This window comes from Streptomyces sp. NPDC045021, from assembly GCF_056432645.1.
The window spans coordinates 1-15,723 of the sequence record NZ_JBWKIQ010000022.1 but is presented as its reverse complement, the minus strand read 5'-3'; the positions used below and the strand labels follow the sequence as shown (position 1 = coordinate 15,723).

Annotated in this window: 7 protein-coding genes; all 7 read left to right on the top strand. The window is 72.2% G+C overall.

Annotated features, from left to right (window positions below; genetic code table 11):
- The first annotated feature begins 18 nt into the window (after nt 1-18).
- Entirely contained in the window at nt 19-1,542 is a 1,524-nt protein-coding gene (locus AC07DC_RS39150) for an amidase (RefSeq protein ID WP_478919580.1), read from the top strand.
- A gap of 8 nt (nt 1,543-1,550) precedes the next feature.
- Nucleotides 1,551-2,318, top strand: coding sequence for a thioesterase II family protein (locus AC07DC_RS39145; RefSeq protein ID WP_478919578.1), 768 nt, complete (start codon nt 1,551-1,553; stop codon nt 2,316-2,318).
- A gap of 127 nt (nt 2,319-2,445) precedes the next feature.
- Nucleotides 2,446-3,249: a hypothetical protein gene (locus AC07DC_RS39140; protein WP_478919577.1), complete on the top strand. Its 804-nt coding sequence runs from the start codon at nt 2,446-2,448 to the stop codon at nt 3,247-3,249.
- A gap of 3 nt (nt 3,250-3,252) precedes the next feature.
- Nucleotides 3,253-5,085, top strand: coding sequence for a non-ribosomal peptide synthetase (locus AC07DC_RS39135; protein WP_478919576.1), 1,833 nt, complete (start codon nt 3,253-3,255; stop codon nt 5,083-5,085).
- Between the two features lie 53 nt (nt 5,086-5,138).
- Entirely contained in the window at nt 5,139-6,167 is a 1,029-nt protein-coding gene (locus AC07DC_RS39130; protein WP_478919575.1) for a methyltransferase, read from the top strand.
- A gap of 23 nt (nt 6,168-6,190) precedes the next feature.
- A complete protein-coding gene (locus AC07DC_RS39125) occupies nt 6,191-6,439 on the top strand; it encodes a phosphopantetheine-binding protein (RefSeq protein ID WP_478919574.1) in 249 nt (82 codons plus the stop codon).
- A gap of 190 nt (nt 6,440-6,629) precedes the next feature.
- The coding region (locus AC07DC_RS39120) for an SDR family NAD(P)-dependent oxidoreductase (protein ID WP_478919572.1) at nt 6,630-15,723 on the top strand (9,094 nt) is incomplete at its 3' end.

Below are 15,723 nucleotides of genomic sequence, written 5' to 3'. Positions count from 1 at the left end.
AGGACAGGATGGACGGGAATGGCTGACGTCAGGACCCGGGTGGCAGAGGCGTTCGACCGGGCGGACCGGCTCGACCCGGTGCTCGGTACGTATCTCGGCCGGTTCACCGAACAGGCCGCCGCCGCGGCGGAACAGCTGGACAGGGCCGTGGCGGACGGCGCCGAGGCCGGGCCGCTGCACGGGCTGACCCTGGGCGTGAAGGATGTCTTCGCGACCCGGGAGGCGCCGGCGACCTGCCAGAGCCAGGTGCACGACGCGGACTGGTGGGCCGGCCGCGACGCCGTACCGGTCGCCCGGCTGCGGGCGGCGGGCGCGGTACCGCTGGGCCGCACCACGATGGCCGAGCACGCGCTGGGCCGGCCCGACCCGGCACTGGACTTCCCCGTGCCGCGCAACCCGTGGGACATCAACCGCTGGACGGGCGGCTCCAGCTGCGGCAGCGCCAACGGGCTGCCCGCCGAGCTGTTCGACGTCGGACTCGGCACGGACAGCAACGGCAGCATCCGCATCCCGGCGGCGCTGTGCGGCGTCACCGGCTTCAAACCCACCCACGGCCTGGTCCCCGACGGCGGCTGCCGCCCGCTGAGCCGCTCGCTGGACGTCGTCGGCCCGCTGGCCCGCAACGTCCGGGACTGCGCGAGCACCCTCGCGGTGCTGGCCGGGCGGCCGGACGCCACCGGCTGGCGGAGCGACCTGCGCGGCGCCCGCATCGGCGTGCCGGCCAAGGCGCTGGAGGAGTCGGCGCAGCTGTCGGAAGACTGCCGGGCGGCATTCGCCGGAGCCCTCGAAGAGCTGCGGGAAGCCGGCGCCGAGATCGTCACCGTGGAACTTCCCGAGGTGTACCCGCTGTTCGCGGCGCAGTTCATCACCCTCCTCGCGGAGGCGTTCGAGCTGCACGGCGCCGGGTTGCGCACCCGCTGGGCGGAGTACGGGCGGCCGTTCCGCCGCACCGCCGTCCTCGGCGGGCTGGTCGGTGCGCCGACCTATCTGCACGCGCAGCGGGTCCGCGCCTCGGCCGCAGCGAGCCTGCGCGAACGCTTCGAAGGCCTCGACGCGATGGCCACCCCGACCTGGCCGACCACCGCACCCCGCTACGACGACCCCGCGGCCCTGGGCACCGTCTCCTGGCTGCCCGGTCTGTGGAGCGCCGTCGGGTTCCCCGCGGTCGCCGTCCCGATGGGCTTCGGCGGCGACGGCATGCCGCTGTCGCTGCAGCTCGCGGGGTTGCCGTGGAGCGACTTCGGGCTCGCGGCGCTGGCCGACGTCTACCAGTCGAACACCAACTGGCACCTGCGGCGCCCGGATCTCGCCGCCGGATCGCTGCCCGCCGCCGTCCCGGTGTCGGAACCGCAGGCGTCCCCGGGAGACCCGGAGAAGCAGCGGTGGCTCGCCGCCGCGCTGCGCGACACCGGAGTGGACCTCGACGACGCCGAGGTCGCGGAGTTCACCGGGATGTGGGGGCTCACCTCGATGCTCTTCGGATTCCTTCCCGAACTGCCGGTGGACCAGGGCCCGCTGACGCCCACCCTGCCCCCTTCGTGAGGAGAACCATGACCACCGCCCCTACCACCAGCAATCAGTACATACGGCGCTACCACACCGCCCTCGCGGGCACCCCGCGCCTGGTCTGCTTCCCGCACGCCGGCGGATCGGCGAGCTTCTACTTCCCGGTGTCGCAGGCGCTCGCCCCGGACATCGACGTTCTGGTCGTGCAGTACCCGGGCCGGCAGGACCGGCGCAAGGAACCGCTCATCGACAACATCGCCGAGCTCGCCGACCGGGTCTTCGAGGACCTGCGGGAGTTCGCCGACGAACCGCTGACGTTCTTCGGCCACAGCATGGGCGCCACGGTGGCCTTCGAGGTCGCCCGGCGCATGGCGGACGCCGGCCTGCCCGCACCCGCCCGGCTGATCGCCTCCGCCCGCCGCGCCCCGTCCCGTACCCGCACCGACCGGGTGCACCAGAAGGACGACGAAGGCCTGATCACGGAGTTGCGCCGGCTCAGCGGAACCGATTCGCGAGTGCTGGGCAACGAGGAGATCATGCGCCTCGCCATCCCCTCGATCCGCAACGACTACAAGGCCGTCGAGACGTACCGGGCGGACGCCGGAGTGCGGATCGACTGCCCCGTCACCGTGTTCGTCGGCGACAACGACCCGACGACCACGCTCGCTGAGGCCGCGGCCTGGAGCGACCACACCACCGGAGCGTGCGAGCTCCAGGTGTTCCCCGGCGGCGGCCACTTCTACCTCGCCGACCGGCCGAAGGAAGTGCTCGACGCCATCACCCGGCGCATGGGCGTGACGGTCGCCGGCTAGGTCGCGCCCCGGCGCCCGCGACGGTTAGGGGTGCGGCGGGCGGCCATAGGGGGTCCGCCCGTCAGCACCTTTCGTCTAGCGTCATGCCAACGGAAGAATTCCTGGAATCGGCTGGATAGGGAATCACGTGAGTCTCCTTTCATGGAAATCGCTGACAAAAGGCGACCGGGACGAATTGATTCTGTCGGTCGATTTCAGCACCAGCGGGCGCACCCAGGCGAGTTTCGCCGACCTGGCTCCCCGACTGGACCCACCCGCCGCCGCCGTCTGGACGACGCTCCCGCCGACCGCGGACGACGCGGTCGCCCTCGACGGCTATGTCGACTGGTGGCTCACCGACGTACGGGAGAGCGGCCGCCGCGTCACCGCCGTCCTCGGCTACTGCGCGGGAGCGGTCTTCGCCGCCGCGCTGGCCGAACGGATCGGCGAGTGGCAGGACACCCCGGCACTGGTGCTGTTCGACCCCGAACTGCCCAACACCGTCGGCCTGTACAAGGACTTCCACGCCGCGGGCGACTCGATGGCGTCGCTGCTGATGCCCGAGGAGCTGGCCGAGTTCCACGAGGCCGGACGCCGGATCGAGCGGCGCTACGCCGACGACCTGGCGGCCGTCGGCCCCGAACTCGCCCTGATCTTCACCCGCGCAGTCGGCACCGCCGCGGAACGCCTCGAACTCGACGACGACATCCGCGACGAACTCGCCGGAGTCTTCGGCTCGCTGGTCGGCTACCTCGCCGCCGCCTCGTCCATCGACCCGCTGCCGCTGTGGACCCGCGGCATCGCGATCACCTCGGGCCCGCCGTCGTACCCCGTCGGCCGGGAGATCCGCTTCGACGTCGACCACGACGACCTGCTGCGCATCAACGGCGTCGCCCGAGCCCTGTCGGAACTGCTCTCCGGCGACCGCACCGAATCAACCGCAGGCAGGTGACCCATGGCTGACCACGGGGGAATCGACGCCGGTCCCGGCGGGACCGGCACGACCGACGGCACGGACAGCGGGCTGCTGCCCGCCCGGATCGAGGAGCAGGTACGGCGCACGCCCCAGGCCGTCGCCGTCTCCAGCGGCGACACGGAACTCACGTACGCCGAACTCAACGCACGGGCGAACCGCCTGGCGCACCACCTCATACGCGGCGGCGCCGGCCCCGAACAGCTCGTCGCGGTCGGCATGCGCCGCTCTCTCGACCTGGTGGTCGCGTTCCTCGCCGTGCTCAAGGCCGGGGCCGCCTATCTGCCCCTGGACCTGGACAACCCGGCCGAACGGCTCACGTTCATGATGGCCGACGCCCGGCCCGCGCTGCTCGTGACCACCGCCGCCGAAGCGGGCCCGGCCACCGGCGACCAGCCGGTGATCGCCCTCGACGACCCGGAGACCGCCGCCCTCATCGCGGCGGCGCCGGCCACCGACCCCCGCGACGCCGACCGGACCGCGCCACTGCGCCCGGACAACCCCGCGTACGTCATCTACACCTCGGGATCGACCGGCCGGCCCAAGGGCGTGGTCATCACCCACCGCCCGCTGGCCGCCTACCTCGACTACGCCCGCGACACCTACCCGAGCGCCGCGGGCCGGGCCCTGCTGCACTCCTCCGTGGCCTTCGACATGACCGTCACGACCCTGTACGCGCCGCTGATCTGCGGTGGCCGCGTGCAGGTCGGCCCGCTGGAGGAGGTGCGCGAGCGGCCCACGTTCCTGAAGGTCACCCCGTCGCACATGGCGCTGCTCGCGACGCTGCCGCCCGAGTCCGCGCCCACCGGGGAACTGGTGGTGGGCGGCGAGCTGCTGCTCTCCGAGACCGTCGAGGCGTTCCGCAAGGACAACCCGGGCGTCACCGTCGTCAACGAGTACGGCCCGACGGAGGCCACCGTCGGCTGCTGCGTGCACATCCTGGCGCCCGACGACGAGGTCGCGCCCGGCGCGGTGTCCATCGGACGCCCCACCCACACCAGCGAACTCCACGTACTGGACGGCGCCCTGCGGCCCGTCCCCACGGGGGAGACCGGCGAGCTGTACATCGCGGGCGGCCAGCTGGCCCGCGGTTACCTCAACCGGCCGGGGCTGACCGCGGAACGCTTCGTCGCCGATCCGTTCGGCGCCCCGGGCTCGCGGATGTACCGGACCGGCGACCGGGTGCGCCGCTCGGCGGACGGCACCCTCGACTTCCTCGGCCGGTTCGACGGCCAGGTCAAGATCCGCGGCTTCCGTATCGAACTGGGCGAGATCGAGTCCGCGCTGCTGCGCCGGCTGGAGGTCGGCCAGGCCGCGGTGACGGTCCATCAGGAGGGCGCGGGCAGCGCGCACCTGATCGCCTACGTGGTGCCGTCGTCCAAGGGCGGCATCGATGTCGGCCGGCTGTCCGCGTACGCCGCCGAGACGCTGCCCGAGTACATGGTCCCCAGCGTGATCCTCACCCTGGACGCCCTCCCGCTGAACGCCAACGGCAAGCTGGAGGCCGGCTCCCTGCCGGTGCCCCGCTTCGCCTCCCTGACCGCGTTCCGCGCGCCGTGGACCGAGGTCCAGACGCTGCTGTGCGAGCTCTTCGCCCAGTACTCCGGGGCGGCCAGGGTCGGCGTCGACGACGACTTCTTCGCTCTCGGCGGCACCAGCCTCGGAGCCGCCCAGGTGGCCAACAAGGCCCGCAAGACCGGGATCCGCTTCAGCCTCCAGGACGTGGTCGACCACCGGACCGCGCTGCGGCTGGCCGCGGCCGTCTCCGAGGACTCCGACGCCGCGGCCCCGGTCCCCTCGCTCTCCACCACGTAGGTCCGGTAACTCCCTCCTGCCCTTCGGTCTTCAACCAGTAGAGGATGAACACGATGTCGCTCTTGCAACTCGCGGGCATGGGGTGGATCTCCCGCTCGCTCAGCGTCGCCGCCCGGCTGGGTATCGCCGACCACCTCGCGGACGGTCCCAAGTCGCCCGCGGAGCTCGCGCAGCTCACCGACTCCGACCCGGACGGGGTGCTGTACCTGCTGCGGGTGCTCGGCATCGTCGGCGTCTTCAAGGAGAACGAGGACGGTACGTTCGAGCACACCGAGACGTCGCAGCCGCTGCGCGACGACCACCCCGAGTCGATGCGCTACTGGTGCGTACTCGGCGGCGAGATGTACTACGACGTCTGGCGCGACCTGCTGACGACCGTCAAGACCGGCAAGCCGGCCTCCCAGTCCGAGTACGGCGGCTCCATCTACGCGTACATGGACCAGGACACCGACGCCGGCGAGATCTACGACAAGGCCATGGCGGACATCACCCGCCCGGCCGCCGCCGAGCTCGCCCGTGACTTCGACTTCTCGTGGATCCGCAAGGTCGTCGACATCGGCGGCGGCACCGGCCACCTGCTCAAGGGCATCCTGGGCGCGCACCCCGACGTCGAGGGCGTCGTCGCCGACCGCGCCGACGTCGCCGAGCGCGGCACCAAGGAGCTCGCCGCCACCGGCAACGAGGACCTCATCCGCCGGCTGACGTTCGTCGAGTCGGACTTCTTCGCGGAGGTCCCGGCGGGCGGCGACGCGTACTTCCTCAAGAACGTGCTGCACAACTGGAGCCCGGACAGCAGCGTCAAGATCCTGGAGACCGTGCGCAAGGCCATGGTCCGCACCGTCGAGGACTCCGAGGGCCTGGCGGCCGAGCCGGTGCTCTTCGTGATCGAGCCACTGCTCGGACACGACAACGCGTCCGCGATCCGCTCGCTCTTCCAGATGGTCGTCTGCGAGGAGGGCACCCGTATCCGCTCCGAGCCGGACATGCGCAAGCAGGCGGAAGGCGCCGGCTTTGAAATCCGCTCGATCAAGCACCTGTCCACGGAGCACAGCGTGGTCGAAATGATCCTGGCCCGGGACTGACGGGACCGAAAGGAAGCATTCGTATGTGGGACGCCCAGTTCGAAGAAATCGTCCGGCCCCATCTCTCCTTCCTCCCCGAGGAAGCTGAATTCACCCCCGAGCTCGACCTCAGGGAATTCGGCCTGGACTCCCTCGGTATCGTCGATCTGCTGATCGCGCTGGAGAACGCCTACGAGGTCAAGTTCACCGACGACGCGCTGGCCATGGAGACGTTCGAGACGCCGGGCGCCCTGTGGGGCACCCTGTCGGGTCTCCTGGTCCCCGTCGGCTGACCGGCGAAGAGGGCTCTGAGCAACGCAACGGGGGCACGGCATCCTTGGCGGGATGCCGTGCCCTGCGGCGTTTGCGGGGACTGGGACCGTTCGATCCCGGCCACCCCTGCCCACCCCTGACCGCCATCGCCGGATAGGGGTGGGCAGGGGTGGTTGGTCCGGAAGGGCCGAAATAGCGTGGCCGGAACGAATGGCTGTTCCAGTTCTTCCTCATGAGGTGGACCACGTGTCGAAAGAGTCGAATGAAGAAAAGCTCCTCGACTACCTCAAGCGGGCTACGGCCGAGCTGAGGGAGACTCGTCGGCGCCTCCGTGAAGAGGAGGACAAGCAGCGCGAACCCATTGCCATCATCGGAATGTCCTGCCGCTTCCCCGGCGGTGTACGCAATCCCGAGGAACTGTGGGACCTGCTCGCCGCCGGTGGCGACGCGATATCGGACTTCCCGTCGGACCGCGGCTGGGACGTCGAGGGCATCTACGACCCCGACCCGGACACCGAAGCCGCCGGCAAGACGTACTCCCGCGAAGGCGGATTCGTCCACGACGCCACGGAGTTCGATGCCGAGTTCTTCGGCATCAGCCCGCGCGAGGCCCTTGCGACCGACCCCCAGCAGCGCCTGCTCCTGGAGGCGTCCTGGGAAGCGTTCGAGCGCGCCGGAATCGACCCCGCCACCATGCGCGGCAGCTCCACCGGCGTCTTCGCGGGCATCATGTACCACGAATACGGCACCGACCGCACGGTCGTCCCCGAAGGCGTCGAAGGGTTCCTCGGCACCGGAACCGCGGGCAGCGTCCTGTCCGGCCGCGTCTCGTACACCCTGGGCCTCGAAGGCCCGGCCGTGACCGTGGACACCGCCTGCTCCTCCTCCCTCGTCACCGTCCACCTGGCCGCCTCCGCACTGCGCCAGGGCGAATGCTCGCTGGCCCTCGCGGGCGGCGTGACGGTCATGGCGACACCCGACACCTTTGTCGACTTCAGCCAGCAGCGCGGCCTTGCCGCGGACGGCCGCTGCAAGCCGTTCGCCGACGCCGCCGACGGTACGGGCTGGGGCGAAGGGGTCGGCGTCCTCGTCCTGGAGCGACTCTCCGACGCACGCCGCAACGGCCACCGCGTGCTGGCCGTTGTGAAGGGGAGCGCGGTCAACCAGGACGGCGCCAGCAGCCAGCTCACGGCCCCCAACGGGCCCTCCCAGCAGCGCGTCATCCGACAGGCACTGGCCGGCGCCCGGCTCTCGGCCGAGGACATCGACGCCGTCGAGGCCCACGGGACCGGCACCCGGCTCGGCGACCCGATCGAGGCGCAGGCGCTGCTCGCGACGTACGGGCAGGAGCGGGCGGACGGCCGTCCGCTGTGGCTCGGATCGGTCAAGTCCAACCTCGGCCACACGCAGGCCGCCGCCGGCGTCGCCGGAATCATCAAGATGGTGCTCGCGCTCGGGCACGAAGAACTGCCCCGCACCCTGCACGTGGACGCGCCCAGCTCGCACGTGGACTGGACGGCGGGCTCGGTCGAGCTGCTGACCGAGGCGCGGCCGTGGCCGGCGGGGGAGCGTCCGCGCCGTGCGGGCGTGTCGTCGTTCGGGATCAGCGGCACGAACGCCCACGTCATCGTGGAGGAAGCCCCGGCCGAGGCTGCGGCCGACGCTCCGGCGGAGGACGCCGTGGCGCCCGTGGTCCCGGAGTTGCCGGTGGTGCCGTGGGTGCTGTCGGGCAAGTCGCCCGAGGCGCTGCAGGCACAGGCGGCACGCCTGCGGGAGTACGTGCTGGCCGACGCGGGTCTCGACCCGGCCGCGGTCGGTTCGGCCCTGGTGACGACGCGCGCGGTGTTCGCGCACCGCGGCGCCGTCGTGGCCGCCGACCGTGACGGCCTGCTGGCCGGGCTGGCGGTACTCGCCGAGGGCGAGAACGCGCCCGGCACGGTGCGCGGCCTGGCCTGCTCCGGCCGGACGGCGTTCCTGTTCACGGGTCAGGGCAGCCAGCGGGCCGGGATGGGGCGTGAGCTGTACGCGGCGTTCCCGGTGTTCGCCGAGGCATTGGACGAGGTGGCGGCGGCTTTCGACGCGCACCTGGACCGCCCGCTGAAGGACGTGCTGTTCGGTGACGGCGGCTCGCTGAACGAGACGGGTTACACCCAGCCGGCGTTGTTCGCCCTGGAGGTGGCGCTGTTCCGGCTGCTGGAGTCCTTCGGGGTCCGGCCGCAGGTGCTGGCGGGTCACTCCATCGGTGAACTGGCCGCCGCGCACGTGGCGGGCGTCTGGTCGCTGGAGGATGCGGCCCTGCTGGTGGCTGCTCGTGGTCGCCTGATGCAGCAGCTCCCGTCCGGTGGTGCGATGGCGGCGCTTCAGGCCACCGAGGCCGAAGTCCTGCCCCAGCTCACGGAGCGGGTCGGCATCGCCGCCGTCAACGGTCCGACGTCGATCGTCGTCTCCGGTGACGACGAGGCCGTGGCCCAGATCATCGCGCACTTCGACGCTCTGGGACGGAAGACCAAGCGCCTCACGGTCAGCCACGCCTTCCACTCGCTCCACATGGAGCCGATGCTCGCCGAGTTCGGTGCCATCGCTGCCCGCCTCACCTACAGCGCACCCACCATCCCGATCGTGTCGACGCTCACCGGGCGGCCCGCCACCACCGAGGAGTTGACCGACCCCGAGTACTGGGTCCGGCACGTCCGCGAAGCCGTCCGCTTCGCCGACGCCGTCACCACCCTCCAGGACCAGGGCGTCAGCACGTTCCTCGAACTCGGTCCGGACGCGGTCCTGACCGCGATGGCCGCCGACAGCGCCACCGAGAACACGACCCTCGTCCCGACGCTGCGCCGCGACCACGACGAAGCGCAGATCTTCGTCACTTCGCTCGCGACCCTCCACACCCGGGGCGTCACCGTCGCCTGGCCGACCCTCTTCGGTACCGGCCGCCCCGTCGTGGACCTTCCCACCTACGCCTTCCAGTCGAGCCGCTACTGGCTGGACACCCCGACGGCCTCGGCCGCCGGGGACATGGCCGCGGTCGGGCTCGTGGACGCAGGACACCCGCTGCTCGGCGCGGCCGTCGTCCTGCCGGAATCGGACGGGCTGCTCTTCACCGGCCGGCTGTCGCTCGGCTCCCACCCGTGGCTGGCGGATCACGCCGTCGCGGGCACAGTCGTCGTGCCGGGTGCGGCGCTCCTCGAGATCGCCGTCCGGGCGGGCGACGAGACCGGCTGCGGCGTACTGGACGAACTCACGCTGCACGCACCGCTGGTGCTGCCCGGCAGCAGGACGGTTCAGCTGCGGGTCCAGATCGGTGAGCCCGGTCGGGACGGACGGCGGACGGTAGTGGTGTTCTCGCGCGTCGAGGACGCCTCCGAGAGCGCCTGGACGCGGCACGCCGACGGTCTGCTCGCGCCCGACGACTCCATCGCGGCCGCCGGGTTCGACCTGGCGCAGTGGCCGCCGGCCGGGGCCGAGACCGTGGCGGTCGACGGGCTGTACGCGGCGATGGCCGCGAGCGGCCTGGAGTACGGGACCGTGTTCCAGGGAGTGCGGGCCGCCTGGCGACACGGCGAGGAGATCTTCGCCGAGGTCGCACTGCCGGAAGGCGTCGAGGCGGCCGGTTTCGGCATCCACCCCGCGCTGCTGGACGCCGCCCTGCACGGGATCGCGCTCGCGCAGCCGGACGGCGGAGCGGCCGAGCTGCCGTTCGCCTGGTCCGACGTCGCCCTGCACGCATCCGGCGCGACCGCGCTGCGGGTGCGGATCACCCCTGCCGCCTCCGGCTACACCCTGCGGCTGGCCGACCCCCAGGGCGCGCCCGTCGCGACGGTGGGTTCGCTGGTGCTGCGACCGGTCGCGACCGGTGAACTGCAGAGCGCGCGCGACCGCGAGCTGTACGAAGTCCGGTGGAGCCCGCTGCCGCAGCAGGCGTCGCACGAGGACGCGGGTGCTGCAGCGGAGATCCTGAGCGTCCCCGCGGGTCTCGACCCCGCCGAGGCGGTCACCGGAGTCCTGGCACGGCTGCAGGAATGGCTGGCCGCAGAGGAAGCGTCGGACGCGCGCCTCGTGGTCCTCACCCGGGGTGCGGTCGCCGCGCTTCCCGGCGAGGACATCACCGATCTGGGCCAGGCGGCCGTCCACGGGCTCGTCAGGGCCGCGCAGACGGAGCACCCGGGCCGCATCGTCCTCCTCGACGCGAACGACGCGGACACCGATCCCTTCGTCTCCGCGGCTCTCGCCTCGGGTGAGCCTGAACTCGCCCTTCGAGACGGCCAGTTGCTCATCCCGCGTTTGGCGCGTACCGCTCCCGCCACCGGCGGAGTGACGTGGCGTGCCGACGGCACCGTACTGATCACCGGCGGAACCGGCGGCCTGGGTGCACTCACCGCGCGCCACCTGGTCGCCGGGCACGGCGTCCGCAACCTGGTGCTGACCAGCCGCCGCGGCCTCCAGGCCCCCGGCGCGGCCGAGTTGGTGGCCGAACTGGAGGCGGCCGGCGCGTCGGTGAGCGTCGCCGCGTGCGACGTCTCCGACCGTGCCGCGCTGGCTCAGCTGCTCGCCGAAGAGTCGATCACCGCGATCGTGCACGCGGCGGGCGTGGTCGACGACGGCATGATCACCTCGCTCACCGCCGACCGGGTGGCCGCGGTCCTGGCCCCCAAGGCGGACGCCGCCCGTCACCTCCACGAGCTGACGGCCGGCGCGGACCTCGACGCGTTCGTGCTGTTCTCGTCCGCCGCCGGCACGTTCGACGGTTCGGGACAGGGCGGCTACGCCGCCGCCAACGCCTACCTCGACGCGCTCGCGATCCACCGCCAGAGCCGGGGGTTGGCAGGACTGTCGCTCGCCTGGGGCCTGTGGGACCCGGCCGTCGGCGGCATGGGCGCCGAACTGACCACGGCGGACGTCGAGCGGATGGAACGCTCCGGAGTACTCGCCATCGGCCGGCAGCAGGGCCTGGCCCTCCTCGACGCAGCCCTCGCCGACAGCCACGCCCACCTCCTCCCCGTCGCCTTCGGCCAGAGCGCCCTGGAGCAGCGCGCCCGGGTCAACACCCTCCCCGCCGTCCTGCGCGGCCTGACGCGTCCGGCCCCCACCGCCCGCAAGGCGGCGGGCTCGGCCTCGGCGGACGCCGCCGGGCTGGCGGAGCGCCTCGGCGCGCTGACGGGAGCGGAACGCGGACGGCTGCTGCTCGACCTCGTCCGGCGGCACGTGGCCGCCGTGCTCGGCTACGACGGCGTGCAGAAGGTGGCGGGCGACAAGCCGTTCAAGGAGTTCGGCTTCGACTCGCTCACGGCGGTCGAATTCCGCAACCGCCTCGGCGCCGAAGCCGAGGTGCGGCTCCCGGCGACGCTCGTCTTCGACTACCCGACGCCGATCGCCGTGGCCGAGTTCCTGCTCGTGGAGCTGCTGGGCGAGGAGGCCGCGGCAGCGGCCGACGCGACCGCCCCGGTGGTTCCGGCGGCCGGATCCGTGCTCGACGAGCCGATCGCCATCGTGGGAATGGCCTGCCGGTTCCCCGGCGGGGTCACCTCGCCCGAGGAGCTGTGGGCCCTGCTGGCGGCCGGTGGTGACGGTGTCTCGTCGTTCCCGCTGGACCGTGGCTGGGACATCGAAGGGATCTACGACCCCGACCCGGACGCGGTCGGCAAGACGTACTCGCGCCACGGCGGCTTCCTCGACCGTGCCGCGGACTTCGACCCCGGCTTCTTCGGGATCAGCCCGCGCGAAGCGCTCGCGATGGACCCGCAGCACCGGCTGCTGCTGGAGTCGTCGTGGGAGGCGTTCGAGCGCGCCGGCATCGACCCGGCCTCGGTGCGCGGCAGCTCCACCGGCGTCTTCGCGGGCGTCATGTACCACGACTACACATCGGTCCTGGAGCAGTCCGCGCACCGCAACACCGAGGGTTTCATGGGCGTCGGCGGCAGCATCGCCTCCGGCCGCGTCTCGTACACCCTGGGCCTCGAAGGCCCCGCGGTGACCGTGGACACCGCCTGCTCGTCCTCGCTCGTCGCCGTCCACCTGGCCGGCCAGGCGCTGCGCTCCGGCGAGTGCTCGCTCGCCCTCGCGGGCGGCGTGACGGTCATGGCGACGCCCGACACCTTTGTCGACTTCAGCCGCCAGCGGGGTCTCGCCCCCGACGGCTACTGCAAGCCGTTCGCCGAGGCCGCCGACGGCACCGGCTGGGGCGAAGGCGTCGGCATGCTGCTCCTGGAGCGGCTCTCCGACGCGCGGCGCAACGGCCACCGCGTGCTGGCGGTCGTCCGCAGCAGCGCGATCAACCAGGACGGGGCCAGCAACGGTCTCACCGCTCCGAACGGCCCCTCCCAGCAGCGAGTGATCCGCCAGGCGCTGGCCGCCGGTTCGCTCACCACGGGTGACGTCGACGCCGTCGAGGCGCACGGCACGGGCACCCGGCTGGGTGACCCGATCGAGGCGCAGGCGCTGCTGGCGACGTATGGGCAGGAGCGGACGGAGGGTCGTCCGCTGTGGCTCGGTTCGGTGAAGTCGAACCTGGGGCACACGCAGGCCGCGGCCGGTGTCGCGGGGATCATCAAGATGGTGCTGGCGATGCGGCACGAGGAGCTGCCGCGCACGCTCGGTGTGGACGCGCCGAGTTCGCACGTGGACTGGTCGGCGGGCGCTGTTGAACTGCTGACGGAGGCGCAGCCGTGGCCGGCGGGGGAGCGTCCGCGCCGTGCGGGTGTGTCGTCGTTCGGGATCAGCGGCACGAACGCGCATGTGATCGTCGAGGAGGCTCCGGCCGCCGACGTTCCGGTAGTCGTTTCCTCGGCTGATCTTCCGGTCGTGCCGTGGGTGGTGTCGGGCAAGACGCCGGAGGCGTTGAAGGCTCAGGCGGCGCGACTGCGGGACTTCGTGCTGGCCGATGCGGGTCTGGATCCGGCCTCGGTGGGCGCGGCGTTGGCGACGACGCGTGCCGGGTTCGCACACCGTGCGGGTGTGGTGGCCGCTGATCGTGACGGTCTGCTGGCCGCTCTCGGTGCGGTGGTGGACGGCGAGGCCAAGACGGCTGTGGCCGGCCCTGGTGACCTGGCGTTCCTCTTCACCGGTCAGGGCAGCCAGCGGGCCGGGATGGGACGCGAGCTGTACGCGGCGTTCCCGGTGTTCGCGGAGACGCTGGACACGGTTGCTGCGGCGTTCGACGGGAAGCTGGAACTGCCGCTCAAGGACGTCCTGTTCGCCGAGGGCGACCGCCTGAACGAGACGGGCTTCACGCAGCCGGCGTTGTTCGCGCTGGAGGTCGCACTCTTCCGCCTGTTGGAGTCCTTCGGGGTCCGGCCGCAGGTGCTGGCGGGTCACTCCATTGGCGAACTGGCGGCAGCGCATGTGGCGGGGCTCTGGTCGCTGGAGGATGCGGCGCTGTTGGTCGCGGCTCGTGGCCGGTTGATGCAGCAACTGCCGTCCGGTGGTGCGATGGCGGCGCTTCAGGCCACCGAGGCCGAGGTGCTGCCCCAGCTCACGGACAGGGTGGGGATCGCGGCCGTCAACGGCCCGACGTCGATCGTCGTCTCCGGTGACGAGGAGGCTGTCGCCGCGGTCATCGCCCACTTCACCACCGTGGGCCGTAAGACCAAGCGGCTGACCGTCAGCCACGCCTTCCACTCCGTGCACATGGAGCCGATGCTCGCCGAGTTCGGTGCCATCGCGGCCGGGCTCACGTACAACGCGCCCTCGATCCCGATCGTGTCGACGCTCACCGGGCAGGCCGCGACCATCGAGGAGCTGACCGACCCCGAGTACTGGGTCCGGCACGTTCGCGAGGCCGTCCGCTTCGCCGACGCCGTCACCACCCTCCAGGAGCAGGGCGTCACCACGTTCCTGGAGCTGGGCCCCGACGCCGTTCTGACGGTGATGGGCGCGGACAGCGTCACGGATGCGGCCGGTACCGCGCTGATCGCTTCGCTGCGGCGGGACGAGGACGAGGCCGAAACTTTCGTGTCGTCCGTCACCGCGCTGCACACGCGGGGCGTCGAGGTCGACTGGCAGGCCTTCTTCGGCATCGGCGCCACCATCCCGCCGCTGGATCTGCCCACCTACGCCTTCCAGCACCAGCACTACTGGCCGGAGCGGGCGGCCGTCACCGCGGGCGACGTCCGGGCGGCCGGGCTGGCCGACGCGGAACACCCCCTGCTGGGCGCGGCCATCGCCCTTCCCGACTCCGACGGGGTGCTCTTCACCGGCCGGCTGTCGCTGTCGTCGCACCCGTGGCTGGCGGAGCACGCGGTGTCCGGCACGGTTGTCGTGCCCGGCGCGGCGCTCGTCGAGATCGCCGTGCGGGCGGGAGACGAGGCCGGATGCGGCGCGCTGGAGGAGCTGATGCTCCAGGCGCCCGTGGTACTCGACGGACAGGGCGCCGTACAGCTGCGGGTCCAGGTCGGCGAGGCCGACGGGCGTGGCCGGCGGACGTTGAGCGTGTTCTCGCGCGGCGAGGACACGGCGGACGACCGGGAGTGGGTGCGGAACGCCGAAGGTGTTCTGAGCGCCGACGTTCCGGACGCCGGGTTCGACCTGGCGCAGTGGCCGCCGACCGGGAGCGAGCCGGTCGCCGTGGAGAGCCTCTACGCCGATCTGGCCGGCCTGGGCCTGGAGTACGGACCGCTCTTCCAGGGTCTGCACGCCGCCTGGCGGCGCGGCGAGGAGGTCTTCACCGAGGTCGTCCTGCCCGAGGGGGCCGAGGCCGACGCCTTCGCCCTCCACCCCGCCCTGCTGGACGCCGCCCTGCACGGCATCGCCCTGCGGGAGACGGACAACGGCGCGGCCGAGCTGCCGTTCGCCTGGTCCGACGTCGCTGTGTACGCGACCGGCGCGACCGCGCTGCGGGTGCGCATCACCCCCGCGGATTCGGGCTATGCGCTGCAGCTCGCGGACGACCAGGGCGTACCGGTGGCGACGGTCGGCGCACTCGTGCTGCGGCCGATCGCGGCCGACGACTTCGCCACCCCTGAGCGGCTCGCCCACGACTCGCTCTTCCACCTCGACTGGACCGCGCTCCCCGCGCCGGCAGCTTCGGCCGACGGAACGGGCGACGCGACGGTGTACCGGTGCCCGGCCGGGGCGACGGCGAACGAGACGCTCGACGCCGTACTCACCTTCACACAGGACTGGTTGGCTGCCGATGACGACCGTCGGTTGGTGGTGGTGACGCGGGGTGCGGTGGCTGTGTTGCCGGGTGAGGATGTGACGGATCTGGGTCAGTCGGCGGTGTGGGGTCTCATACGCTCCGCGCAGTCCGAACATCCCGGCCGTATCGTCCTTCTGGACACCGACTCCGACACTGGGGAGATCCCGG